Origin of the sequence: Streptomyces sp. WAC 01529, assembly GCF_003945545.1 — a bacterium.
Classification (GTDB): Bacteria; Actinomycetota; Actinomycetes; order Streptomycetales; family Streptomycetaceae; genus Streptomyces; species Streptomyces anatolicus.
The window spans coordinates 1,291,653-1,315,933 of the sequence record NZ_CP029617.1 but is presented as its reverse complement, the minus strand read 5'-3'; the positions used below and the strand labels follow the sequence as shown (position 1 = coordinate 1,315,933).

At 70.7% G+C, this 24,281-nt stretch carries 21 protein-coding genes; 17 read left to right on the top strand and 4 right to left on the bottom strand.

The genetic code is table 11. From position 1 onward, the window contains the following. Positions 1 to 69: 69 nt before the first annotated feature. A complete protein-coding gene (locus DMA15_RS05870) occupies positions 70 to 1,725 on the bottom strand; it encodes a hypothetical protein (protein WP_125511592.1) in 1,656 nt (551 codons plus the stop codon). Between the two features lie 194 nt (positions 1,726 to 1,919). Further along, positions 1,920 to 4,127 (bottom strand): elongation factor G-like protein EF-G2, encoded by a 2,208-nt coding sequence (locus tag DMA15_RS05865; RefSeq protein ID WP_125511591.1) that lies wholly within the window; start codon positions 4,125 to 4,127, stop codon positions 1,920 to 1,922. Positions 4,128 to 4,384: 257 nt separating this feature from the next. On the opposite strand from DMA15_RS05865, the gene pgsA reads away from it, so the two are divergent. The 15 genes from pgsA to DMA15_RS05790 all read left to right on the top strand — a co-directional run bounded on the left by pgsA (position 4,385) and on the right by DMA15_RS05790 (position 19,783). Continuing rightward, positions 4,385 to 5,047 (top strand): phosphatidylinositol phosphate synthase, encoded by a 663-nt coding sequence (pgsA, locus tag DMA15_RS05860; RefSeq protein WP_125511590.1) that lies wholly within the window; start codon positions 4,385 to 4,387, stop codon positions 5,045 to 5,047. Beyond that, on the top strand, positions 5,044 to 5,964 hold the full coding sequence (locus tag DMA15_RS05855; RefSeq protein ID WP_125511589.1) for a phosphatidylinositol mannoside acyltransferase: 921 nt from the start codon (positions 5,044 to 5,046) through the stop codon (positions 5,962 to 5,964). The genes pgsA and DMA15_RS05855 overlap by 4 nt, the downstream gene beginning before the upstream one ends. Then, positions 5,961 to 7,121, top strand: a complete 1,161-nt coding sequence (locus tag DMA15_RS05850) for a glycosyltransferase family 4 protein (protein ID WP_125511588.1) — start codon at positions 5,961 to 5,963, stop codon at positions 7,119 to 7,121. The genes DMA15_RS05855 and DMA15_RS05850 overlap by 4 nt, the downstream gene beginning before the upstream one ends. A gap of 94 nt (positions 7,122 to 7,215) precedes the next feature. Then, positions 7,216 to 7,761: a hypothetical protein gene (locus tag DMA15_RS05845; protein WP_125511587.1), complete on the top strand. Its 546-nt coding sequence runs from the start codon at positions 7,216 to 7,218 to the stop codon at positions 7,759 to 7,761. 152 nt (positions 7,762 to 7,913) lie between these two features. Further along, positions 7,914 to 8,828, top strand: coding sequence for a pyridoxal 5'-phosphate synthase lyase subunit PdxS (gene pdxS / locus DMA15_RS05840; RefSeq protein ID WP_125511586.1), 915 nt, complete (start codon positions 7,914 to 7,916; stop codon positions 8,826 to 8,828). After that, positions 8,828 to 9,433 (top strand): pyridoxal 5'-phosphate synthase glutaminase subunit PdxT, encoded by a 606-nt coding sequence (gene pdxT / locus DMA15_RS05835; protein ID WP_125511585.1) that lies wholly within the window; start codon positions 8,828 to 8,830, stop codon positions 9,431 to 9,433. The genes pdxS and pdxT overlap by 1 nt, the downstream gene beginning before the upstream one ends. Positions 9,434 to 9,511: 78 nt before the next feature. Further along, positions 9,512 to 10,264 carry a YebC/PmpR family DNA-binding transcriptional regulator gene (locus tag DMA15_RS05830; protein ID WP_125511584.1) on the top strand — a complete coding sequence of 251 codons (753 nt, stop codon included), beginning with the start codon at positions 9,512 to 9,514 and terminating at the stop codon, positions 10,262 to 10,264. Positions 10,265 to 10,387: 123 nt separating this feature from the next. Further along, positions 10,388 to 10,975: a crossover junction endodeoxyribonuclease RuvC gene (ruvC, locus tag DMA15_RS05825; RefSeq protein WP_125517337.1), complete on the top strand. Its 588-nt coding sequence runs from the start codon at positions 10,388 to 10,390 to the stop codon at positions 10,973 to 10,975. Then, the gene (gene ruvA, locus DMA15_RS05820; protein ID WP_125511583.1) at positions 10,972 to 11,583 is read left to right on the top strand and encodes a Holliday junction branch migration protein RuvA; all 612 of its coding nucleotides are present in this window, start codon (positions 10,972 to 10,974) and stop codon (positions 11,581 to 11,583) included. Before ruvC ends, ruvA begins: the two co-directional genes overlap by 4 nt. A gap of 59 nt (positions 11,584 to 11,642) precedes the next feature. Continuing rightward, positions 11,643 to 12,722 carry a Holliday junction branch migration DNA helicase RuvB gene (gene ruvB, locus DMA15_RS05815; protein WP_125511582.1) on the top strand — a complete coding sequence of 360 codons (1,080 nt, stop codon included), beginning with the start codon at positions 11,643 to 11,645 and terminating at the stop codon, positions 12,720 to 12,722. Between the two features lie 199 nt (positions 12,723 to 12,921). After that, positions 12,922 to 13,383, top strand: coding sequence for a preprotein translocase subunit YajC (gene yajC / locus DMA15_RS05810; RefSeq protein WP_125511581.1), 462 nt, complete (start codon positions 12,922 to 12,924; stop codon positions 13,381 to 13,383). 165 nt (positions 13,384 to 13,548) lie between these two features. Beyond that, a complete protein-coding gene (secD, locus tag DMA15_RS05805; protein WP_125511580.1) occupies positions 13,549 to 15,333 on the top strand; it encodes a protein translocase subunit SecD in 1,785 nt (594 codons plus the stop codon). Position 15,334: 1 nt separating this feature from the next. Continuing rightward, entirely contained in the window at positions 15,335 to 16,462 is a 1,128-nt protein-coding gene (secF, locus tag DMA15_RS05800) for a protein translocase subunit SecF (RefSeq protein ID WP_125511579.1), read from the top strand. Further along, positions 16,459 to 17,007, top strand: a complete 549-nt coding sequence (locus DMA15_RS05795; RefSeq protein ID WP_125511578.1) for an adenine phosphoribosyltransferase — start codon at positions 16,459 to 16,461, stop codon at positions 17,005 to 17,007. Before secF ends, DMA15_RS05795 begins: the two co-directional genes overlap by 4 nt. A 235-nt stretch (positions 17,008 to 17,242) precedes the next feature. Continuing rightward, positions 17,243 to 19,783, top strand: a complete 2,541-nt coding sequence (locus DMA15_RS05790; RefSeq protein WP_125511577.1) for a RelA/SpoT family protein — start codon at positions 17,243 to 17,245, stop codon at positions 19,781 to 19,783. Between the two features lie 69 nt (positions 19,784 to 19,852). On the opposite strand, the gene DMA15_RS05785 is transcribed toward DMA15_RS05790, so the two are convergent. Both DMA15_RS05785 and DMA15_RS05780 read right to left on the bottom strand, forming a co-directional pair. Continuing rightward, complete coding sequence (locus DMA15_RS05785; RefSeq protein WP_125511576.1) at positions 19,853 to 21,085, bottom strand: DUF349 domain-containing protein; 1,233 nt, start codon at positions 21,083 to 21,085, stop codon at positions 19,853 to 19,855. Between the two features lie 134 nt (positions 21,086 to 21,219). Further along, complete coding sequence (locus DMA15_RS05780; protein ID WP_125511575.1) at positions 21,220 to 22,044, bottom strand: peptidylprolyl isomerase; 825 nt, start codon at positions 22,042 to 22,044, stop codon at positions 21,220 to 21,222. 167 nt (positions 22,045 to 22,211) lie between these two features. Here DMA15_RS05780 and DMA15_RS05775 point away from each other — a divergent pair, with 167 nt between their 5' ends. Continuing rightward, positions 22,212 to 22,925 carry an MBL fold metallo-hydrolase gene (locus tag DMA15_RS05775; RefSeq protein WP_125511574.1) on the top strand — a complete coding sequence of 238 codons (714 nt, stop codon included), beginning with the start codon at positions 22,212 to 22,214 and terminating at the stop codon, positions 22,923 to 22,925. A gap of 11 nt (positions 22,926 to 22,936) precedes the next feature. After that, positions 22,937 to 24,199: a histidine--tRNA ligase gene (gene hisS, locus DMA15_RS05770; protein ID WP_125511573.1), complete on the top strand. Its 1,263-nt coding sequence runs from the start codon at positions 22,937 to 22,939 to the stop codon at positions 24,197 to 24,199. Positions 24,200 to 24,281: the final 82 nt, after the last annotated feature.

The window sequence follows — 24,281 nt, the reverse complement described above, 5'->3', positions numbered from 1 at the left end:
GGGGCGCGGGGAACTGCGCGACCGGCCACGGACGACCCGCGGATGTCACCACGGCCCCGGACGGAGTCCTTACGCGTCGTACACGTCCGCCTTCCTCGGCATCGGGTCCTGGACCGCCCCGCTGAGGAAGCCCGAACGCGCGCCGAACTTCTCGGTGTTGACGCCGTTCTCCGCGAGGACCTTGATCGCCGCCTGGTGCACCACGCGCAGCACGGGCGTGGCGGCGCGCAGCGCGTCGTCGGCCATGAAGCGGTGCCGCCACGGCTTGTCGGCCCAGGCGTGCCGCAGGCCGAAGGGCTCGGGCAGGACCAGCTTGCCGCCGAGGTGGTCCAGGAGCGGCGGATACCAGGTGAAGGGGGCGCGGACGGCGAGGCGCACCACCTCGTCGGCGTCGACCAGCGGCAGATTGCGGTCGACCGTCTCCCAGAACTTGATGGGCTTGGCGACCGTCTTCGTCTTCGGCGCGGGCTTGCTGGTGAACAGGGGGTGCACGGGGCCCAGAGCGTGGCCGGTGACCTCGATGCGCAACGTCTCGTGCAGCACGGTCACCGTGATGAGCATCGTGATGACCAACTGGCCGTCCCAGAGCGTGAACTGCACGCCCAGGTAGTGCCGGTCGCCGCTGCCGAACTGCTGTTCGTTGCAGATCCGCTGTATCTCATGGCCGCGGATCTGGAAGGCGTCGACGTCCGTGCCGGTGGGGCGGGCCACCGCCTTGGCGTTCTCCCCGATCGGGGAGACGATCCAGTGGTTTATCGACGGGGTGGGGAAGCCGCCGGTGTGCAGCGGGCCGCGCTCCAGCATGCGGAGCTGGTCGTGCACCGCCCGTATGACGTCCCAGCTGCGGAAGGGGTGGATGTCCTTGCCGTCCTCGGCGGGCACCAGCTCCTCGGCCAGCTGCCAGCTGCCCCAGCGCGTGCCCATGCCCAATATGCCCTTGGGCCCGGCGTAGAAGACGGAGTTGCTCTGCTGCTCGGCGGAGAGTCTGGCGAGCCCTTGGCGCAGCCGCTCGGCGGCCGTCTCGCCGGGGCTGCCCGGCACGGCCTCGGGGATCTTGGCCCCGATGCCGCCGCCCGACAGCAGGCTCGCCCAGCGCTCGCGCATGTCCCTGGCCGTGCGCTCGGCGATCTGCTTGGCCCAGAACCAGCCCACCACGGGCAGCACGATCGCCGCCCGCAGATACCACGCCCAGAAGCCGTCGAAGGGCAGCTTGAGCAGGGCGAGGGCGGCCAGCATGCCCATGGCGACCAGGACGGCCGTGGCGAGGGCGCCCGCGCGCTTGTTCTCGTTCTTGGCGACTTGCCGTCTGATGGTGAAGACGAGCAGCCAGACGATCAGGCCGGGCAGGAAGAGCAGGCCGCACAGGACCATCACGGCCGTGAGCCAGCTGTCGCGCTCCTTGCGGATGCGGCTCGCCGCCAGGCAGTGCTCGACGACGGACTGCGGCTCGGTCCCGAAGGACTGGATGAGCGGCTTGCGGCCGCCACCGAGCATCCGCACCTGCACGGTCCGCGCGAACGCCTCGCCCAGGCTCGGCTTGAACAGTGACCACATGCCGGGCACCACCACGGACTTGTGCCACTCGGTGTTGGCCTTCAGGATCTCCTCGACGTCCCCGTCGCGATACGCGGCCGACGCCAGGGCGTGCGTCGCCGCGGTCTGCCCCGCGGCGCCCGAGAGCGGGACCTGGGCCCCGGGCCTGAAGTCGAATCCATCGTCCGCCACTGCCGCCCCCTCGCCGCGACGCCTTCGCTGCCGCGGCTCTTCCCGACTTCCTTGTCCGGCACACCTGTTGCCGTCCGGCACATCCGTTGATCAGGTCATCAGCGTATCGGGGAGCACCGACATCCGGCAGGGGGCGCCCGGTGCGCCGCCCGCCCTCGGGTGCCGGGGCGGGCGGCGCTCGTACGCCGGTTCAACTAGGAGGCGGCCCGCGCCTGTTCGCGTACGCGCTCCGACAGCTGCGGGGGCATCGGCTCATGACGGGCGTACGCCCGGCTGAAGCGTCCGGTGCCCTGGGAGAGGGACCGCAGGTCCACCGCGTACCGGCCGATCTCGATCTCGGGGACCTCGGCCCGTACGAGCGTGCGTCCGCCGGGCGCCTGCTCGGTGCCGACCACCCGGCCGCGGCGGCCCGACAGATCGCTCATCACCGCGCCGACATGGTCGTCGCCGACCAGCACCCGCACCTCCGCGACCGGTTCGAGCAGGTGGATCCTGGCCCCGGCCGCCGCCTCGCGCAGCGCGAGCGCGCCCGCCGTCTGGAACGCGGCGTCGGAGGAGTCCACCGAGTGCGCCTTGCCGTCGAGGAGGGTGACGCGTACGTCGATGAGCGCGTACCCGGCGGCGACGCCCTTCGCCGCCTGCGCCCGTACGCCCTTCTCGACGGAGGGGATGAACTGGCGGGGGATCGCGCCACCGACCACCTTGTCGACGAACTCGATGCCGCTGCCGCCGGGCAGCGGTTCCACCTCGATCTCGCAGATCGCGTACTGGCCGTGGCCGCCGGACTGCTTCACATGGCGTCCGCGCCCCACCGACCTGCCCGCGAACGTCTCCCGCAGGGACACCCGGTGCGGCACGACGTCGACCTGGACGCCGTACCGGCCGCGCAGCCGCTCCAGGGCCACGTCGGCGTGTGCCTCGCCCAGGCACCACAGGACCACCTGGTGGGTGTCCTGGTTCTGCTCCAGGCGCATCGTCGGGTCCTCGGCGACCAGGCGCGAGAGGCCTTGCGAGAGCTTGTCCTCGTCCGCCTTGCTGTGCGCCCGGATGGCGAGCGGAAGGAGCGGGTCCGGCATGTCCCAGGGCTCCATCAGGAGCGGGTCGTCCTTGGCCGACAGGGTGTCGCCGGTCTCCGCGCGGTGCAGCTTGGCCACGCACGCGATGTCGCCCGCCACGCACCGGCCGAGGGTGCGCTGCTGCTTGCCGAAGGGGGAGGACAGGGCGCCGACGCGCTCGTCGACGTCGTGGTCCTCGTGGCCGCGGTCCGCCAGGCCGTGCCCGGAGACGTGCACCGTCTCGTCGGGGCGCAGGGTGCCGGAGAAGACGCGTACGAGCGAGATCCGGCCGACATAGGGGTCGGAGGCGGTCTTGACGACCTCGGCCGCCAGGGGGCCGTCCGGGTCGCAGGAGAGCGCGGGCCTGGCCTTGCCGCCCGGCGTCGTCACGGCCGGCGCGGGGTGTTCGAGGGGGGTGGGGAAGCCGCCCGTGATCAGCTCCAGGAGTTCGACGGTGCCGATGCCCTGGCGGGCGCCCTCCGCGGCCGGGGCGGCGGCGAGGACGGGGTGGAAGATGCCGCGCGCGACGGCCCGCTCCAGGTCGTCCACGAGTGTCTTGAAGTCGATGTCCTCACCGCTGAGATAGCGGTCCATGAGGGACTCGTCCTCGCTCTCGGCGATGATCCCCTCGATCAGTTTGTCGCGGGCCTCCTCGATCAGCGGCAGCTGGTCCTCGCCCGGCTCGGACTCCTTGCGCTCGCCCGACGCGTAGTCGTAGACCCGCCGGGAGAGCAGCCCGATCAGGCCGGTCACCGGCGCGTGCCCGTCCGGGCCCTGCTCGCCGTGGAGCGGCAGGTACAGCGGCAGTACGGCGTCCGGGTCGTCGGCGCCGAACGCCTCGGCGCAGTTGCGCGTCATCACGGTGAAGTCCGCGCGGGCCGACTCCAGATGCGTGACCACGATGGCCCGCGGCATGCCGACCGCCGCGCACTCCTCCCACACCATGCGCGTCGCGCCGGTGACGCCCTCGGCGCCCTCCGCCGCCGACACGACGAAGAGGGCCGCGTCCGCGGCGCGCAGACCGGCCCTCAGCTCCCCGACGAAGTCGGCGTATCCGGGGGTGTCCAGAAGATTGATCTTGATGCCGCCCCATTCGAGGGGCACCAGGGACAGCTGCACCGAGCGCTGCTGCCGGTGCTCGATCTCGTCGTAGTCGGAGACGGCCGTGCCGTCCTCGACGCGGCCCGCGCGATTCACCGCCCCCGCGGTCAGCGCGAGGGCCTCCACCAGAGTCGTCTTGCCCGATCCGCTGTGGCCGACCAGCACCACATTCCGTACGGACGCGGGGTGGTCGGCCGTCACTGCCCTGCCGGCGGCTCCGGGGTGTGCGTTCGCCTTGTCGCCCATGCCTTGCCTCCCGGTCACGTGCACGGTGAGGAGGCTCAGCCCCCTCGGGGATGCTGGCTGCTGCGGACGCGCTGGGGCCCGGTGCGGGGCGGCTCCGACGGCGCCCGTGGTGCTTTCGAGCTTTCCACTCGGGTCACGGTGCGTCCATACGTCGTACGCGATCGTGAGGGGGCGAGCCGGTGCGTCAAGGGCGTGACTACGATGGGTCGGCCGGTGGCCAACGGGGCCACGCGGCGCACCGACCCCTCGGGAAGGCCATGCTGAACAAGTACGCGCGTGCATTCTTCACGCGTGTCCTCACACCGTTCGCCGCGTTTCTCATCCGCCGCGGGGTCAGCCCCGACGCGGTCACCTTCATCGGCACGGCCGGTGTGGTGGCGGGAGCGCTGGTCTTCTTCCCCCGTGGCGAGTTCTTCTGGGGCACGATCGTCATCACCCTGTTCGTCTTCTCGGACCTGATCGACGGCAACATGGCCCGCCAGCTCGGCCGCTCCAGCCGCTGGGGCGCCTTCCTGGACTCCACGCTCGACCGGGTGGCCGACAGCGCGATCTTCGGCGGCCTCGCCCTGTGGTACGCCGGATCCGGTGCCGACAACATCCTCTGCGCCGTCTCCATCTTCTGTCTGGCGAGCGGCCAGGTCGTCTCCTACACGAAGGCGCGCGGCGAGGCGATCGGCCTGCCCGTGGCCGTCAACGGCCTGGTGGAGCGCGCCGAGCGGCTGGTGATCTCGCTGGTCGCCGCGGGCCTCGCCGGGCTGCACAAGTTCGGCGTCCCGGGCATCGACGTCCTGCTGCCCATCGCCCTGTGGATCGTCGCGGTCGGCAGCCTGGTCACCCTCGTGCAGCGCGTCGTGACCGTGCGCCGCGAGGCCGCCGAGGCCGACGCCGCCCCGGGCCAGGAGAGCGAGACGGCGCAGTGAGGGACCGACTCACCGACGCGCTGTACGGCCTCGGCTGGAGCACCGTCAAGAAGCTCCCCGAGCCGGTCGCCCAGCGGCTCGGCACGACCATCGCCGACGCGGTCTGGAAGCGCCGCGGCAAGGGCGTGCTGCGCCTGGAGTCCAACCTCGCGCGCGTGGTGCCCGACGCCACCCCGGAGCGGCTCGCCCAGCTCTCCAGGGCGGGCATGCGGTCCTACCTGCGCTACTGGATGGAGTCCTTCCGGCTGCCCTCCTGGAGCCGGGAGCGCATCAGGGACGGCGTCGACGTCGAGGGGCAGCACCACCTCACCGACGGACTCGCCGCCGGCAAGGGCGTCATCGTCGCCCTGCCGCACCTCGGCAACTGGGACCTCGCGGGCGCCTGGGTCACCACCAAGCTGGAGATCCCCTTCACCACCGTCGCCGAGCGCCTCAAGCCCGAGACGCTCTACGACCGCTTCGTCGCCTACCGCGAGAGCCTCGGCATGGAGGTCCTGCCGCACACCGGCGGCGCCGCCTTCGGCACGCTCGCCCGGCGGCTGCGCGCGGGCGGCCTGATCTGCCTGGTCGCCGACCGCGACCTGTCGGCCTCCGGAGTCGAGGTGAAGTTCTTCGGGGACACCGCCCGGATGCCCGCGGGACCCGCCATGCTGGCCCAGCACACCGGCGCGGCGTTGCTGCCCGTGACGCTCTGGTACGACGGCACGCCCGTCATGAAGGGCCGGATCCACCCGCCCGTCGACGTCCCCGAGACAGGTACCCGCGCCGAGAAGACGTCTGTCATGACGCAGGCGCTGGCAGACGCCTTCGCCACCGGCATCGCCGACCACCCGGAGGACTGGCACATGCTCCAGCGACTGTGGCTCGCCGACCTGGAGCCCCGCCCCGGCGGCCCCGCGGCGGGGGAGCCCTCGTGAAGATCGGCATCGTCTGCCCGTACTCCTGGGACGTGCCGGGCGGCGTCCAGTTCCACATCCGCGATCTGGCGGAGCACCTCATCCGCCTCGGACACGAGGTCTCCGTCCTGGCCCCGGCCGACGACGAGACCCCGCTCCCGCCGTACGTCGTCTCGGCGGGCCGGGCCGTCCCCGTGCCCTACAACGGCTCGGTCGCGCGCCTCAACTTCGGCTTCCTGTCGGCCGCCCGGGTCCGCCGCTGGCTGCACGACGGCACTTTCGACGTCATCCACATCCACGAGCCGACCTCGCCGTCGCTCGGGCTGCTCGCGTGCTGGGCGGCGCAGGGGCCGATCGTCGCGACGTTCCACACCTCCAACCCCCGCTCCCGGGCCATGGTCGCCGCCTACCCGATCCTCCAGCCCGCCCTGGAGAAGATCAGCGCCCGCATCGCCGTGAGCGAGTACGCGCGCCGCACGTTCGTGGAGCACCTGGGCGGCGACGCGGTCGTCATCCCCAACGGCGTCGACGTCGACTTCTTCGCGAAGGCCGAGCCTAAGCCCGAGTGGCAGGGCGAGACGATCGGCTTCATCGGCCGCATCGACGAGCCCCGCAAGGGGCTGCCGGTCCTGATGAAGGCGTTGCCGCAGATCTTCGCCGAGCGGCCGAACGCGCGCCTGCTGGTCGCCGGACGCGGCGACGAGGACGAGGCGGTGGCCACGCTCCCGGCCGAACTCCGCTCCCGGGTGGAGTTCCTCGGCATGGTCAGCGACGAGGACAAGGCGCGGCTGCTGCGCAGCGTCGACCTGTACGTCGCTCCGAACACCGGCGGCGAGAGTTTCGGGATCATCCTCGTCGAGGCGATGTCCGCCGGCGCGCCCGTGCTCGCCAGCGACCTCGACGCCTTCGCCCAGGTCCTCGACCAGGGCGCGGCGGGCGACCTGTTCGGCAACGAGGACGCCGACTCCCTCGCCAAGGCGGCGGTGCGCCTCCTCGCCGACCCCGAGCGCCGCGAGGGCCTGCGCGAGCGCGGCAGCGCGCACGTGCGGCGCTTCGACTGGTCGACCGTCGGCGCGGACATCCTCGCGGTGTACGAGACGGTGACGGACGGCGCGGCCTCGGTCGCGGAGGACGAACGGTCGGGGCTCCGGGCGCGGTTCGGGCTCACTCGTACCTGACGGTCCGCCGCGAACGGGCGCCTCGGGGCGTACCGGGGCGCCTTGGGGTGCCCGGTGGTGAACCGGCGGCCGCGGGGCGACTAGCCTGAAATCCGTGACCTCCACCCTGATCTGGATCGCGGTAGCCCTCTTCGCGATCGGCCTCTACCTGAGCTGGACCGCCGGACGGCTCGACCGGCTGCACGCGCGGATCGACGCCGCCCGCGCCGCCCTCGACGCGCAACTGCTCCGCCGCGCCTCGGTCGCCCAGGAGCTGGCCACCTCGGGGGTGCTCGATCCCGCCGCCTCGATCGTGCTCTACGAGGCGGCGCACGCGGCCCGGCAGGCGGAGGAGGAGCAGCGCGAGGTCGCCGAGAGCGAGCTGAGCCAGGCGCTGCGGGCGATCTTCGGTGAGATCCAGCAGGTCGAGGCGGTGCGCGAGGCCCCGGGCGGCGACGAGGCGGCCACCGAACTGGCCGCGGCCGTGCGCCGGGTGCCGATGGCCCGCCGCTTCCACAACGACTCCGTACGCGCCGCCCGCGCCCTGCGCAGGCACCGCAAGGTCCGCTGGTTCCGCCTCGCGGGGCACGCCCCCTTCCCGATGGCGTTCGAGATGGACGACGAGCCGCCGGTGGCGCTGGCCGACCGCGCGGCCTCCTAGCAGCACGGCGAAACGCCAGGTCAGCGCGGCACCCTCCCGCCGCGCCCCGGAAAAATGAGCCACCGGTCAACCATTGGCCCTTGCTGTGGCCTGGTGTTCGAGAGTTACCTCGGAGCTGCAGAAACTTCTCTTCAGCGAGTGAGGTCAACCCCGTGTCCAGCACCCCCTCCAGCAGCAACCAGACGCCCGAGACCGGCACCGCGCGTGTGAAGCGCGGCATGGCCGAGCAGCTCAAGGGCGGCGTGATCATGGACGTCGTCAACGCCGAGCAGGCGAAGATCGCCGAGGACGCCGGCGCCGTCGCCGTCATGGCGCTGGAGCGGGTGCCCGCCGACATCCGCAAGGACGGCGGCGTGGCGCGGATGTCCGACCCGAACATGATCGAAGAGATCATCGAGGCCGTCTCCATCCCGGTCATGGCCAAGTCCCGCATCGGCCACTTCGTCGAGGCCCAGGTGCTGCAGTCCCTCGGCGTCGACTACATCGACGAGTCCGAGGTCCTCACCCCGGCCGACGAGGTCAACCACAGCGACAAGTTCGCCTTCACGACCCCGTTCGTGTGCGGCGCCACCAACCTGGGCGAGGCCCTGCGCCGCATCGCCGAGGGCGCGGCCATGATCCGCTCCAAGGGCGAGGCCGGCACCGGCAACGTCGTCGAGGCCGTCCGCCACCTGCGCCAGATCAAGAACGAGATCGCCAAGCTGCGCGGCTACGACAACAACGAGCTGTACGCCGCCGCCAAGGACCTGCGCGCCCCCTACGAGCTGGTCAAGGAGACCGCCGAGCTGGGCAAGCTGCCCGTCGTGCTCTTCTCCGCCGGTGGCGTCGCCACCCCGGCCGACGCCGCGCTGATGCGCCAGCTCGGCGCCGAGGGCGTCTTCGTCGGCTCCGGCATCTTCAAGTCCGGCGACCCGGCCAAGCGCGCCGCCGCCATCGTGAAGGCCACCACCTTCTACGACGACCCGAAGATCATCGCGGACGCCTCCCGCAACCTCGGCGAGGCCATGGTCGGCATCAACTGCGACACCCTGCCCGAGACCGAGCGCTACGCGAACCGAGGCTGGTAATGACCACTCCCGTAGTGGGCGTCCTCGCCCTACAGGGGGACGTACGGGAGCACCTGATCGCCCTGGCCTCGGCTGACGCCCTGGCCAGGCCGGTGAGGCGCCCCGAAGAGCTGGCCGAGGTCGACGGCCTGGTCATCCCCGGCGGTGAGTCCACCACCATCTCCAAGCTGGCGAACCTCTTCGGCGTCATGGAGCCTCTTCGCGCGCGCGTGCGTGACGGCATGCCGGTCTACGGCACCTGCGCGGGCATGATCATGCTCGCCGACAAGATCCTCGACCCGCGCTCGGGCCAGGAGACGGTGGGCGGCATCGACATGATCGTGCGGCGCAACGCCTTCGGTCGCCAGAACGAGTCCTTCGAGGCGGCCGTCGACGTCAAGGGCGTCGAGGGCGCCCCGGTCGAGGGCGTCTTCATCCGGGCGCCGTGGGTCGAGTCGGTCGGCGCGCAGGTGGAGGTGGTGGCCGAGCACGAGGGCCACATCGTCGCCGTGCGCCAGGGCAACGCGCTCGCCACGTCCTTCCACCCCGAGCTGACCGGCGACCACCGCGTCCACGCTCTGTTCGTGGAGATGGCGCGGGGTAACACGCGCGCGGGATCCTTGTAGGATCTCCGGGGATCCCCGGAGCCTTGCGGTCCGGGAGAGTTCGTACCGGTTGTTGGGTAACGCGAAGGAGACAGGCAGATGTCCGGCCACTCTAAATGGGCTACGACGAAGCACAAGAAGGCCGTGATCGACGCCAAGCGCGGCAAGCTCTTCGCGAAGATGATCAAGAACATTGAGGTCGCGGCCCGCACGGGCGGCGCCGACGTGTCCGGTAACCCGACTCTCTTCGACGCCATCCAGAAGGCCAAGAAGAGCTCGGTCCCGAACAAGAACATCGACTCCGCGGTCAAGCGCGGCGCCGGTCTCGAAGCCGGTGGCGCCGACTACGAGACGATCATGTACGAGGGTTACGGCCCGAACGGCGTCGCGGTGCTCATCGAGTGCCTCACCGACAACCGCAACCGCGCCGCGTCCGACGTCCGCGTCGCCATGACGCGCAACGGCGGCTCGATGGCCGACCCGGGCTCCGTCTCCTACCTCTTCCACCGCAAGGGCGTCGTCATCGTCCCCAAGGGCGAGCTGACCGAGGACGACGTGCTCGGCGCGGTCCTGGACGCGGGCGCCGAGGAGGTCAACGACCTCGGTGAGACCTTCGAGGTGCTCAGCGAGGCCACCGACCTGGTCGCGGTCCGCACCGCCCTCCAGGACGCCGGCATCGACTACGACTCGGCTGACGCCAACTTCGTCCCGACCATGCAGGTCGAGCTGGACGAAGAGGGCGCCCGGAAGATCTTCAAGCTCATCGACGCGCTGGAGGACAGCGACGACGTGCAGAACGTCTTCGCCAACTTCGACGTCTCCGACGAGGTCATGGCCAAGGTGGACGCCTGACACACGCGGATGTGACGCGTATACGACGACGGGCCGACGGGGACACGCCCCTGTCGGCCCGTCGCGTTGTCAGTGCGAGCCGATAGCCTGCACAAACAGGTGAGCGAAGAAGTGGGGGCTGTCGTGCGGGTGCTGGGGGTCGACCCGGGGCTGACCCGGTGCGGTGTGGGGGTCGTCGACGGAGTCGCCGGACGCCCACTGACCATGCGCGGCGTCGGTGTCGTACGGACCCCGGCCGACGCCGAGCTGGGGCTGCGCCTTGTCGCCATCGAGCAGGGCATCGAGCAGTGGCTCGACGAGCACGACCCCGAAATCCTCGCCGTGGAGCGGGTGTTCAGCCAGCACAACGTCCGTACGGTCATGGGCACCGCCCAGGCCAGCGCCGTCGCCATGCTCTGCGCCTCGCGCCGCGGCATCCCCGTCGCCCTGCACACCCCGAGCGAGGTCAAGGCCGCCGTCACCGGCAGCGGCCGCGCCGACAAGGCCCAGGTGGGCGCCATGGTGACCCGGCTCCTGCGGCTCGACGCGCCGCCGAAGCCCGCCGACGCCGCGGACGCCCTCGCCCTCGCCATCTGCCACATCTGGCGCGCCCCCGCGCAGAACCGCCTCCAGCAGGCCGTCGTCCAGAACAGATTCCAGCAGGCCGCGGCCCAGCACGCCGCCAGGACCCTCACAGCTCAGCAAGCAGCACAGAAAGGCCGTACCGCATGATCGCCTTCGTCAGCGGCCCCGTCGCCGCCCTCGCCCCCGATGCCGCGGTGGTCGAGGTCGGCGGCATCGGCATGGCCGTCCAGTGCACACCGAACACCCTCTCCACGCTCCGGGTGGGCCAGCAGGCCAAGCTCGCCACCTCCCTCGTCGTGCGCGAGGACTCCCTGACCCTGTACGGCTTCGCGGACGACGACGAGCGGCAGACCTTCGAGCTGCTGCAGACCGCGAGCGGCGTCGGTCCGCGCCTGGCCCAGGCCATGCTCGCCGTGCACAGCCCCGACGCCCTGCGCCGCGCCGTCTCCACCGGCGACGAGAAGGCGCTGACCGCCGTCCCCGGCATCGGCAAGAAGGGCGCCCAGAAGCTCCTCCTGGAGTACAAGGACCGCCTCGGCGAACCGCTGGGTACCGGCGGCCCCGCCCTCGGCAGCGCCGTCACCTCCGGCTGGCGCGACCAGCTGCACGCCGCCCTGATCGGCCTCGGGTACGCCACGCGCGAGGCCGACGAGGCCGTCGCCGCCGTCACCCCGCAGGCCGAGGCGGCCGGCGGCACCCCGCAGGTCGGCCAGCTCCTCAAGGCGGCGCTCCAGACCCTGAACCGCACCCGCTGAGCGCTCCCGCGCTCCCCCCCCGGCCCCCGACCCCCGAACCACATCGCGAGGCACACCGCATGAACTGGGACGACACCACCGACGAAGCTGCCGCTGCGGCCGAGCGGCTGGTGGGCTCCGTCGCCGACGGCGAGGACCAGGCCGTCGAGGCCGCCCTGCGCCCCAAGGACCTCGGCGAGTTCATCGGCCAGGAGAAGGTCCGCGAGCAGCTCGACCTCGTCCTGCGCGCGGCCCGCGCGCGCGGCGCCACCGCCGACCACGTCCTGCTCTCCGGGGCCCCCGGCCTCGGCAAGACGACCCTCTCGATGATCATTGCCGCCGAGATGGGCGCCCCGATCCGCATCACCAGCGGGCCCGCCATCCAGCACGCGGGCGATCTCGCCGCGATCCTCTCCTCCCTCCAGGAGGGCGAGGTCCTCTTCCTCGACGAGATCCACCGCATGTCGCGGCCCGCCGAGGAGATGCTCTACATGGCGATGGAGGACTTCCGCGTCGACGTCATCGTCGGCAAGGGCCCCGGCGCCACCGCCATCCCCCTCGAACTGCCGCCCTTCACCCTGGTCGGCGCCACCACGCGCGCGGGCCTGCTGCCCCCGCCGCTGCGCGACCGCTTCGGCTTCACCGCGCACATGGAGTTCTACGAACCCGCGGAGCTGGAGCGGGTCGTCCACCGCTCCGCCCAGCTGCTCGACGTGGAGATCGACCCGGCCGGCGCCGCCGAGATCGCGGGCCGCTCGCGCGGTACGCCCCGTATCGCCAACCGCCTCCTGCGCCGCGTGCGGGACTACGCCCAGGTCAAGGCCGACGGTGTGATCGACCGCGCCATCGCGGGCGCGGCCCTCGCGGTCTACGAGGTCGACGACCGCGGCCTCGACCGCCTCGACCGCGCCGTCCTGGAGGCCCTGCTCAAGCTGTTCGGCGGCGGACCCGTCGGCCTTTCGACCCTCGCGGTCGCGGTGGGGGAGGAGCGCGAGACCGTGGAGGAGGTCGCCGAGCCCTTCCTCGTACGCGAGGGGCTGCTCGCCCGCACCCCGCGCGGCCGCGTCGCGACGCCCGCCGCCTGGGCGCACCTGGGCCTCGTGCCGCCGCCCCGGCCGGGTGGAAGCGGAAAGGGACAGCAGGATCTGTTCGGGGCGTGACAGGGGCGCGAGAGTGCCCCGCGAGCGGGGGAGAACGGCGCGGATAGTCGCTTGCCCAGGAACTGCGGTGCCATGCTGAGCGTTGTTCGTTAGGTGCGGACTCGCTTAGACTCCGCCGACGCCGCCTTTGCGGGCGGCGTGCCCACCCCCATCCATCAGGCCGCTTACCCCCGCGGTCGTGCGAAGGAAACTCCGTCCCGTGAATATCGTGACCCTCCTCCCGTTCATCGTGCTCATCGGGGCCATGTTCCTGATGACCCGGTCTGCGAAGAAGAAGCAGCAGGCCGCCGCGCAGATGCGTAACGAGATGCAGCCCGGCACCGGCATCCGCACGATCGGTGGCATGTACGCCACCGTCAAGGAGGTCCACGACGACGCCGTCCTCCTTGAGGTGGCCCCCGGTGTCCACGCGGTTTACGCGAAGAACGCGATCGGCGCCGTTCTCGCCGACGACGAGTACAACCGCATCGTGCACGGCACCGAGGCCGACCTGAACGAGGACGCCCCCGTCGTTCCGGACGACGCCTCCTCCCTGACCGAGACCGACGAGCCCGCCGACGCTTCCGACGACTCGCGCATCGACCTCGGCAAGAAGGACGCGGCCGCCGAGGCCGACGACGCGCAGCCGAAGAAGACCGACGGCGAGTCCGACGCGAAGTAGTCACGACCGGGGCCCGTGGGGCGCGCCGCTCGCGCACCACGGGCCCCGGACCACGTGCATTTCGCGCCGAATCTCGACACCACTTCATGGCCGCCCGCCCGGAACCTCCCCGCACCGTTCGGGGCCGGACCGGAAGCCGGGCGGTTGGACAGGGAGAACGAGAAGGTGGCAGCACCGAAGAAGGGCCGAAGGCAGAGCGCACCGGGCAAGCCGGGCCGCGCACTGGCCTTCATCCTGATCGCCCTCGTGGCGCTGACCGGGGGAATGTTCCTTTCCGGACACACCACACCGCGCCTGGGCATCGACCTCGCGGGTGGTACGAGCATCACGCTCGAGGCGAGGAACGAGCCGGGCCAGAAGAACGCGATCAACCCGACCAACATGAACACGGCCGTCGACATCATCAACAACCGTGTCAACGGCCTGGGTGTCTCCGAGGCCGAGGTCCAGACCCAGGGCGATCGCAACATCATCGTCAACATCCCCAAGGGGACGAACGAGAAGCAGGCGCGCGACCAGGTCGGCACGACCGCGCAGCTCTACTTCCGTCCGGTGATCACTCAGGCCGCCGGCGCGCCGGCTCCCGATCCGTCCGCCAGCTCCTCGTCCGGGACGGACAAGGAAAAGGACAAGGACAAGGCCACCGACAAGGCCACGGACAAGGCGACCGACAAGGACGCGGCGAACTCCCCGTCCTCCTCCGCGTCGCCCCAGGGCCGTGCCGTCAGCGAGGCCCTGAAGGCCGACCCGACCCCGTCCGCGACGGACAAGGCCAAGGACGACGGGAAGAAGGACGAGAAGCCCTCGCCCACGCCGTCCACCGACCCGGCCACGGCCAAGCTCCAGGAGCAGTTCACCAAGCTGGACTGCACGGACAAGAAGGCCCGCGCGGCGGCAGGCAAGGGCGTCAAGCCGTCCGACCCGACGGTCGCGTGCGGCAAGAGCCCCGACGGCAAGACGTGGGACAAGTTCATCCTTGCCCCGGCCGAGGTGAACGGCAAGGACGTCGACGAGGCGCAGGCGACCATCAACCAGCAGACCGGTGCCTGGGTCGTCAACATGGAATTCACCAAGTCCGGCGGCAAGAAGTTCGCGAAGACGACGGGCAAGCTCTCGCAGCAGCAGTCCCCGCAGAACCAGTTCGCGATCGTCCTGGACGGCGAGGTCGTCTCGGCCCCCAGCGTCAACACGACGCTGACCACGAACGCCGAGATCTCCGGCAGCTTCAACCAGGACTCCGCCAAGGACCTGGCGAACATCCTGTCGTACGGCGCCCTGCCGCTCACCTTCCACGAGCAGAGCGTCACCACGGTCAGCCCGGCCCTCGGCGGCGAGCAGCTGAAAGCGGGTCTGATCGCGGGCGCCATCGGTCTCGCGCTCGTCGTCATCTACCTGGTGGTCTACTACCGCGGCCTGTCGCTCATCGCCATCGCGAGCCTCCTGGTCTCCGCGGCGCTGACGTACGCGATCATGACGCTGCTCGGCCCGACCATCAACTTCGCGCTGAACCTCCCCGCGGTGTGCGGTGCGATCGTCGCGATCGGTATCACGGCGGACTCGTTCATCGTCTTCTTCGAACGCGTCCGTGACGAGGTCCGCGAGGGACGTACGCTGCGTCCCGCCGTCGAGCGGGCCTGGCCGCGCGCCCGGCGCACGATCCTGGTCTCCGACTTCGTGTCGTTCCTCGCCGCCGCGGTGCTTTTCGTCGTCACGGTCGGCAAGGTGCAGGGCTTCGCGTTCACGCTCGGTCTGACCACCCTGCTCGACGTCGTCGTGGTCTTCTTCTTCACCAAGCCGCTGATGACGCTCATGGCGCGCAAGAAGTTCTTCGCGAACGGCCACAAGTGGTCGGGCTTCGACCCGAAGCGGCTCGGCATCAAGCCCCCGATCCGCCGGTCACGCCGCACTACCGGCTCCTCCGTTGGCCCTGTCGACCCGAAGGAGGCGTGAGATGTCGAAGCTCGGCGATCTCGGCGCCAGGCTCTACCACGGCGAGGTCGGCTACGACTTCGTCGGCAAGCGCAAGATCTGGTACGCCGTCTCGATACTGATCACCATCACCGCCATCGTGGGCCTCGCGGTGCGCGGCCTGAACATGGGCATCGAGTTCGAGGGGGGCGCCGTCTTCAACACCCCGAAGACGAGCGTCTCGGTCACGCAGGCCGAGGAGGCCGCGGAGAAGGCCTCCGGCCATGACGCGATCGTCCAGAAGCTGGGCGACGACGCGATGCGCATCCAGATCGCGGGTGTGGACATCGACAAGTCCGACCAGATCAAGGCGGCGCTGGCCAAGGACCTCGACGTCAAGGCCGCGGACATCAACGCCGACCTGGTGGGCCCCAGTTGGGGCGAACAGGTCGCCAACAAGGCCTGGCAGGGCCTGGCGATCTTCATGGTCCTCGTGGTCATCTACCTGGCCATCGCCTTCGAATGGCGCATGGCGCTGGCGGCACTGATCGCGCTCATCCACGACATCACCATCACCGTGGGTGTCTACGCGCTGGTCGGCTTCGAGGTCACGCCCGGCACGGTGATCGGTCTGCTGACCATCCTCGGTTACTCGCTCTACGACACGGTCGTGGTCTTCGACAGCTTGAAGGAGCAGTCGAAGGACCTCACCAAGCAGACCCGCTTCACCTACAGCGAGGTCGCCAACCGCAGCATCAACGGCACCCTGGTGCGCTCCATCAACACCACGGTCGTCGCGCTGCTCCCGGTGGCGGGCCTGCTGTTCATCGGTGGCGGTGTCCTGGGCGCCGGCATGCTCAACGACATCTCGCTGTCGCTGTTCGTCGGCCTCGCGGCCGGTGCGTACTCCTCGATCTTCATCGCCACGCCGCTCGTCGCCGACTTCAAGGAGCGCGAGCCGCAGCTGAAGGCCCTGAAGAAGCGGGTGCTCGCCAAGCGCGCGTCGGCCGCGGCCAGGGGGGACTCGGTGGAGGACGGTGACTTCCGTGGGGAGGACGAGCCGCGGGGCAGCGTTCCCGACGACGACGCCACACCAGCTGTCGTCGGACCGCGGGCCCAGCCCGCCTCGCGCAGCCGCGGCAAGGGCAGGCCTTCGGGGAAGCGCCGATGACCGAGGTCGCAGACGTCTCCGAGCTGCTGCTCAGCCGCATCCGTGACGTCCCGGACCATCCGAAGCCGGGGGTGATGTTCAAGGACATCACGCCGCTGCTGGCCGACCCGGCCGCGTTCGCGGCGCTCACGGACACGCTGGCCGCCCTCAGCACGCGGCACGGCGCCACGAAGATCGTCGGCCTGGAGGCCCGCGGCTTCATCCTCGGCGCCCCGGTCGCGATCCGCGCCGGGCTCGGCTTCATCCCCGTACGCAAGGCGGGCAAGCTCCCCGGAGCGACGCTGCGCCAGAGCTACGACCTGGAGTACGGCAGCGCCGAGATCGAGGTGCACGCCGAGGACCTGGCGGCGGGCGACCGCGTCATGGTCATCGACGACGTCCTCGCCACCGGCGGCACCGCCGCGGCCTCGGTGGAGCTGATCCGGCGCTCGGGCGCCCAGGTGGCCGGTGTCGCGGTCCTCATGGAGCTGGGCTTCCTCGGCGGCCGGCAGAAGCTGGAGCGCGCTCTGGACGGGGCGCCGCTCGAGGCGCTGATCACCGTCTGAGAGGGCTCGCAGGACAGGGCGACGGGCGCTCCGGCACAGGCCGGGGCGCCCGTCGCCGTCTCCAGGACATGCGGGGGGCACCCGGAGGACAGGCGGGGGAATCGACGCGCCGCCCCTCGCGTTTCTCCAGTACAGAGCTGTCTCACCGGCCGAAGGCGAGCCGACGGCCCAGGATCGATACCATGGGTTCTTCGGGGCCTGACCGGGGGACCCCGATCGCGCACAGGGAGCGCTCTTGCCAGACGAGTCCCAGCCACTCACCGCCGCCAAGGCCGCCCAGGCGGGCAAGGAGGCCTCGGCGGGCTCCGCCGCGCCCGCGAAGAAGGCGGCGGGCCCCCAGGGCGGCACGTCCGCGCAGCGCGCACAGGGCGAGGTCTCCCGGGGCGACAAACCGGCCGAGCAGCCCCGCCCGAAGCCGGCCGCGGACCACCACCCGACGGCTCCCGCGATCCGCCCCGCCACGGGCGCGCCCGCGCGTTCCGGCTCCTCGAACCGCGTGCGGGCCCGGCTCGCCAGGCTCGGCGTGCAGCGTTCGAACCCGTACAACCCGGTCCTCGAGCCCCTGCTGCGGATAGTGCGCAGCAACGACCCGAAGATCGAGACGTCCACGCTCCGCCAGATCGAGCGGGCCTACCAGGTCGCCGAGCGCTGGCACCGCGGCCAGAAGCGCAAGAGCGGCGACCCGTACATCACGCACCCGCTCGCCGTGACGACCATCCTCGCCGAGCTGGGCATGGATCCGGCCACCCTGATGGCCGGTCTCCTGCACGACACCGTCGAGGACACCGAGTACGGCCTGGACACCCTCAGGCGCGACTTCGGCGACCAGGTCGCCCTGCTCGTCGACGGCGTCACCAAGCTCGACAAGGTCAAGTTCGGCGAGGCCGCGCAGGCCGAGACCGTGCGCAAGATGGTCGTCGCCATGGCCAAGGACCCCCGTGTCCTGGTCATCAAGCTCGCCGACCGCCTGCACAACATGCGCACGATGCGCTATCTCAAGCGCGAGAAGCAGGAGAAGAAGGCGCGCGAGACCCTGGAGATCTACGCGCCGCTCGCCCACCGCCTGGGCATGAACACCATCAAGTGGGAGCTGGAGGACCTCGCCTTCGCGATCCTCTACCCCAAGATGTACGACGAGATCGTGCGTCTGGTGGCCGAGCGCGCCCCCAAGCGCGACGAGTACCTCGCCATAGTGACCGACGAGGTCCAGGCGGACCTGCGCGCCGCCCGCATCAAGGCGACCGTCACCGGACGCCCGAAGCACTACTACAGCGTCTACCAGAAGATGATCGTCCGCGGCCGTGACTTCGCGGAGATCTACGACCTGGTGGGAATCCGTGTACTCGTCGACACGGTCCGCGACTGCTACGCGGCGCTCGGCACGGTCCACGCGCGATGGAACCCGGTCCCCGGCCGGTTCAAGGACTACATCGCGATGCCGAAGTTCAACATGTACCAGTCGCTGCACACGACGGTCATCGGCCCCAACGGCAAGCCCGTCGAGCTGCAGATCCGTACGTTCGACATGCACCGCCGCGCCGAGTACGGCATCGCCGCCCACTGGAAGTACAAGCAGGAGGCCGTCGCCGGTGCCTCGAAGGTGCGCACCGACGTGCCGAGGAAGGCCGGCGGCAAGGACGACCACCTCAACGACATGGCGTGGCTGCGCCAGCTCCTCGACTGGCAGAAGGAGACCGAGGACCCCAGCGAGTTCCTGGAGTCGCTGCGCTTCGACCTGTCGCGCAACGAGGTCTTCGTGTTCACGCCGAAGGGCGACGTCATAGCGCTCCCGGCGGGCGCCACCCCCGTCGACTTCTCGTACGCGGTCCACACCGAGGTCGGCCACCGCACCATAGGGGCGCGGGTCAACGGCAGGCTCGTACCGCTCGAATCGACCCTGGACAACGGCGACCTGGTGGAGGTCTTCACCTCCAAGGCCGCGGGCGCGGGCCCGTCCCGCGACTGGCTCGGCTTCGTCAAGTCGCCGCGGGCGCGCAACAAGATCCGCGCGTGGTTCTCCAAGGAGCGCCGCGACGAGGCCATCGAGCAGGGCAAGGACGCCATCGCGCGCGCCATGCGCAAGCAGAACCTGCCGATCCAGCGGATCCTGACCGGCGACTCCCTGGTCACGCTCGCGCACGAGATGCGCTACCCCGACATCTCGTCGCTGTACGCGGCGATCGGCGAGGGACACGTCACCGCGCAGTCCGTCGTGCAGAAGCTCGTCCAGGCCCTCGGCGGCGAGGAGGCAGCCAACGAGGACATCGCCGAGAGCGCGCCGCCCTCGCGCGGCCGCAGCAAGCGCCGCTCGAACGCCGATCCGGGCGTCGTCGTCAAGGGCGTCGAGGACGTGTGGGTCAAGCTGGCCCGCTGCTGCACGCCCGTCCCCGGCGACCCCATCATCGGCTTCGTCACGCGCGGCAGCGGAGTCTCGGTCCATCGCAGCGACTGTGTGAACGTGGACTCCCTCTCGCGCGAGCCCGAGCGGATCCTGGAAGTCGAGTGGGCACCCACCCAGTCGTCGGTCTTCCTGGTCGCCATCCAGGTCGAGGCCCTGGACCGGTCGCGCCTGCTCTCCGACGTCACGCGCATCCTCTCGGACCAGCACGTGAACATCCTGTCGGCCGCCGTGCAGACCTCACGCGACCGCGTCGCCACCTCCCGCTTCACCTTCGAGATGGGCGACCCCAAGCACCTGGGGCACGTGCTCAAGGCCGTCAGGGGAGTCGAGGGCGTCTACGACGTGTACCGGGTGACGTCGGCGCGCAGACCCTGACCCCTGTGACACATGGGCCCGCCCCCGGCGCAGAAGCGCCGGGGGCGGGCCCATGTGTCGTGAAGGCTGTCAGCCGCCGAACTCGTGCAGACCCTTGAGAGCCTGGTCGAGCAGCGCCTGGCGGCCCTCGAGCTCCTTCTGGAGCTTGTCGGCCCTGGCGTTGTTGCCGGCAGCGCGAGCCTTCTCGATCTGCTCGGTCAGCTTGTCCACCGCCGCCTGCAGCTGCCCCGTCAGGCCCTCGGCCCGCGCCCGTGCCTCCGGGTTCGTGCGGCGCCACTCGGCTTCCTCGGACTCCTGGAGCGCCCGCTCCACGGCCTGCATACGGCCCTCGACCTTGGGGCGCGCGTCACGCGGGACGTGGCCGATGGCCTCCCAGCGTTCGTTGATGGAGCGGAACGCGGCACGGGCCGCCTTCAGATCCGTCACCGGGACGAGCTTCTCGGCCTCGTCGGCCAGCTCCTCCTTGAGCTTGAGGTTCTCGCCCTGCTCGGCGTCGCGCTCGGCGAAGACCGCGCTGCGCGCCGCGAAGAAGACGTCCTGGGCACCGCGGAAGCGGTTCCACAGGTCGTCCTCGTGCTCGCGCTGGGCGCGGCCCGCCGCCTTCCACTCCGTCATCAGCTCGCGGTACCGCGCGGCCGTCGGGCCCCAGTCCGTCGAGCCGGAGAGCGCCTCCGCCTCGCCGACCAGCTTCTCCTTGGCCTTGCGGGCCTCCTCGCGCTGCGCGTCCAGCGAGGCGAAGTGCGCCTTGCGGCGCTTGGAGAACGCCGAGCGGGCGTGCGAGAAGCGGTGCCACAGCTCGTCGTCCGACTTGCGGTCCAGGCGTGGCAGACCCTTCCAGATGTCCACCAGGGCCCGCAGCCGCTCACCGGCCGCCCGCCACTGCTCGCTCTGGGCCAGCTCCTCGGCCTCGACGACCAGGGCCTCCTTGGCCTGTCGCGCCTCGTCGGACTGTTTGGCCTTCTGGGCCTTGCGCTCCTCGCGGCGGGCCTCGACGGTCTCCACCAGCTTGTCGAGCCGCTTGCTCAGGGCGTCCAGATCGCCGACCGCGTGCGCCTCGTCGACCTGCTGGCGCAGATGGTCGATGGCGGTCATCGCGTCTTTGGCCGACAGATCGGTCGTCTTCACCCGGCGCTCGAGAAGTCCGATCTCGACGACCAGACCGTCGTACTTGCGCTCGAAGTAGGCAAGGGCCTCGTCAGGAGAGCCTGCCTGCCACGAACCGACCACTCGCTCGCCGCCGTCGGTCGTACGCACGTACACGGTCCCCGTCTCGTCGACGCGGCCCCACGGGTCGCTGCTCACAGCGCCTCCTCCACATGATGCCTGCGCAGGGCCTCGGGGCCCCCGGCATCGTCCACAGTTTCGTCACCGCCAACATAGGCGACCGGCGGGGCGGCTGTCCGCATCCCGCACGACCGAAGTTTGCCTGGCGGGGCTCAGGATTTGGTCACGGTCGCCTTGTCGATGACGACGGTCGCGTTCGGGGCGCCGTCGCCCTGCCCGGTGCTCTCCCCGGCCGCGGCGATCTTCTTGAGCACCTTCATCCCGGAATCGGAAATGGTCCCGAACGGTGTGTAGTGGGGCGGGAGCTGACTGTCCTGGTAGACGAGGAAGAACTGGCTGCCGCCGGTGTCGCGGCCCTGCTTCTTCTGGGCGTTGTACTGATTGGCCATGGCGACCGTGCCCGCCGGATACACGTTCCCCTTCAGGCGCTTGTCCTTCAGGTTCTCGTCCGGGATCGAGTAGCCGGGGCCGCCCGTGCCGGTGCCCTTCGGGTCGCCGCACTGCAGGACGTAGATGCCGCCGGTGGTGAGGCGGTGGCACTTGGTGTGGTCCAGGTAACCCTTGTTCACCAGGAAGTTGAAGGAGTTGACGGTGTGCGGGGCCTTCGCCGCGTCCAGGTCGAGGTCGATGTCGCCGCAGGTCGTCTTCAGACGCATCGTGTAGTCGGCCGACTTGTCGATGTCGAGCGCCGGCTCCTTCTTGAAGCTCAGCGGCTTCACCTTGCCGGGCGCCGCCTTCTCGCAGGGGTCCTTCGGCGTGCTGGTGGGCTGCGCGCTCGCGTCGTCGTTCGTCGAGCCGCCGCCGTCGAAGGCACCCGCCGCGTACGACACCGCGCCGCCCGCCACCACCACCGCGAGCGCCCCCGCGATCACGCCGTTGCGCATGCGGGCCCTGCGCCGCGCGGCCTCCCGCCGCTGCTGCTGACGCTGGAACTTCTCCCGGGCGAGCTGCCGCCGCCGCTGATCGTTGCTGACCACCGGGTTCTCTCCCCTTTTCTCCTGGCCCGCTTCCGGGGCCGCCTGAATGTGCCCCGTACCGTATATGGGTTACCTGTGGAATCGGCAGCGCCGGTAGGCTCTGAACTGCCGCGATCCCCCGCCGGGGAGTGCGGCCCCTCCCGCCGGACGACGAACGAAGGACGATCGTGCTCATTGCCGGGTTCCCCGCCGGGGCCTGGGGCACCAACTGCTATCTGGTCGCCCCCGCCGCAGGCGAGGAGTGCGTGATCATCGACCCGGGCCACCAGGCCGCCCAGGGAGTCGAGGACGCACTCAAGAAGCATCGGCTCAAGCCCGTCGCGGTCATCCTCACCCATGGCCACATCGACCACGTCGCCTCGGTCGTCCCGGTCTGCGGAGCGCACGACGTGCCCGCGTGGATCCACCCCTCGGACCGGTACATGATGAGCGACCCGGAGAAGGCCCTCGGCCGCTCCATCGGGATGCCTCTCATGGGCGAGCTGACGGTGGGTGAGCCCGATGACATGCGGGAGCTGACCGACGGCGCCGAGCTGAAGCTGGCCGGCCTCGACTTCTCCGTCGCGCACGCGCCGGGCCATACGAAGGGGTCGGTGACCTTCCAGATGCCCGAGACGGCCGAGATCCCCTCGGTCTTCTTCTCGGGCGATCTGCTCTTCGCCGGCTCCATCGGACGCACCGACCTGCCCGGCGGCAGCCACCCGGAGATCCTCGAGTCGTTGGCCCGCGTGTGCCTGCCGCTCGACGACTCGACCGTGGTGCTGTCCGGCCACGGCCCCCAGACATCCATCGGCCAGGAGCGCGCCACCAACCCGTATCTGCGGCAGGTGGCCTCCGGCCTGGGCGCGGACCCCACGTCCGCCCCGCGACGAGGAATGTGACGAGAACACCCGTGAGCACCTTCAAGGCCCCCAAGGGCACCTACGACCTGCTTCCGCCCGACTCCGCGAAGTACCTCGCGGTGCGCGAGGCGATCGCCGCGCCGCTGCGCAACTCCGGCTACGGCTACATCGAGACGCCCGGTTTTGAAAGCGTCGAGCTGTTCGCGCGCGGTGTCGGTGAGTCCACCGACATCGTCACCAAGGAGATGTACGCCTTCGAGACCAAGGGCGGCGACAGGCTCGCGCTGCGCCCCGAAGGCACCGCCTCCGTGCTGCGCGCCGCGCTGGAGGGCAGCCTCCACAAGGCGGGCAACCTCCCCGTCAAGCTCTGGTACTCCGGCTCGTACTACCGCTACGAGCGCCCCCAGAAGGGCCGCTACAGGCACTTCTCCCAGGTGGGCGCCGAGGCGATCGGCGCCGAGGACCCGGCGCTCGACGCCGAGCTGATCATCCTCGCCGACCAGGCGTACCGCGCCCTTGGCCTGCGGAACTTCCGCATCCTGCTGAACTCGCTGGGCGACAAGGAGTGCCGTCCCGTCTACCGGGCCGCGCTCCAGGAGTTCCTGCGCGCTCTCGACCTGGACGAGGAGACTCGTCGACGTATCGACATCAACCCGCTCCGGGTCCTCGACGACAAGCGCGCCGAGGTCCAGAAGCAGCTGGTGGGCGCCCCGTCGCTGCGCGAGTACCTGTGCGACGCGTGCAAGGCCTACCACGAGCAGGTCCGCGAGCTGATCACGGCGGCGGGCGTCGCCTTCGAGGACGACGAGAAGCTGGTCCGCGGCCTGGACTACTACACCCGCACGACCTTCGAGTTCGTCCACGACGGCCTGGGCTCGCAGTCCGCGGTCGGCGGCGGCGGCCGCTACGACGGCCTCTCCGAGATGATCGGCGGCCCCTCGCTGCCCTCGGTCGGCTGGGCGCTCGGCGTGGACCGCACGGTGCTCGCCCTGGAGGCGGAGGGCGTCCAGCTCGAACTGCCCTCGCTCACCAGCGTCTTCGCGGTGCCGCTCGGCGACGAGGCGCGCCGCGTGCTCTTCGCCAAGGTGACGGAGTTGCGCAAGGCCGGGGTCGCGGCCGACTTCAGCTACGGCGGCAAGGGCCTCAAGGGCGCGATGAAGAACGCCAACCGCAGCGGCGCGCGGTTCACCGTCGTCGCCGGTGAGCGGGACCTCGCCGAGGGCGTCGTACAGCTCAAGGACATGGAGTCCGGCGAGCAGGAGGCCATCGCGGTGGACGAGATCGTCGCCGTCCTGAAGGACAGGCTCGCGTAAAGCCTCGTCCTCATACCTGTGTGACCTGTGTGTCCAACGGCCGGTGGACACACAGGTACATGCGGCACAATGTGCGTGCCCA

Excerpts from the sequence above, each read along its gene's own strand:
- DMA15_RS05865 (WP_125511591.1), bottom strand. The coding sequence starts at position 4,127 with ATGGGCGACAAGGCGAACGCACACCCCGGAGCCGCCGGCAGGGCAGTG.
- pgsA (WP_125511590.1), top strand. The coding sequence starts at position 4,385 with ATGCTGAACAAGTACGCGCGTGCATTCTTCACGCGTGTCCTCACACCG.
- pdxT (WP_125511585.1), top strand. The coding sequence starts at position 8,828 with ATGACCACTCCCGTAGTGGGCGTCCTCGCCCTACAGGGGGACGTACGG.
- DMA15_RS05830 (WP_125511584.1), top strand. The coding sequence starts at position 9,512 with ATGTCCGGCCACTCTAAATGGGCTACGACGAAGCACAAGAAGGCCGTG.
- ruvA (WP_125511583.1), top strand. The coding sequence starts at position 10,972 with ATGATCGCCTTCGTCAGCGGCCCCGTCGCCGCCCTCGCCCCCGATGCC.
- ruvB (WP_125511582.1), top strand. The coding sequence starts at position 11,643 with ATGAACTGGGACGACACCACCGACGAAGCTGCCGCTGCGGCCGAGCGG.
- secF (WP_125511579.1), top strand. The coding sequence starts at position 15,335 with ATGTCGAAGCTCGGCGATCTCGGCGCCAGGCTCTACCACGGCGAGGTC.
- DMA15_RS05795 (WP_125511578.1), top strand. The coding sequence starts at position 16,459 with ATGACCGAGGTCGCAGACGTCTCCGAGCTGCTGCTCAGCCGCATCCGT.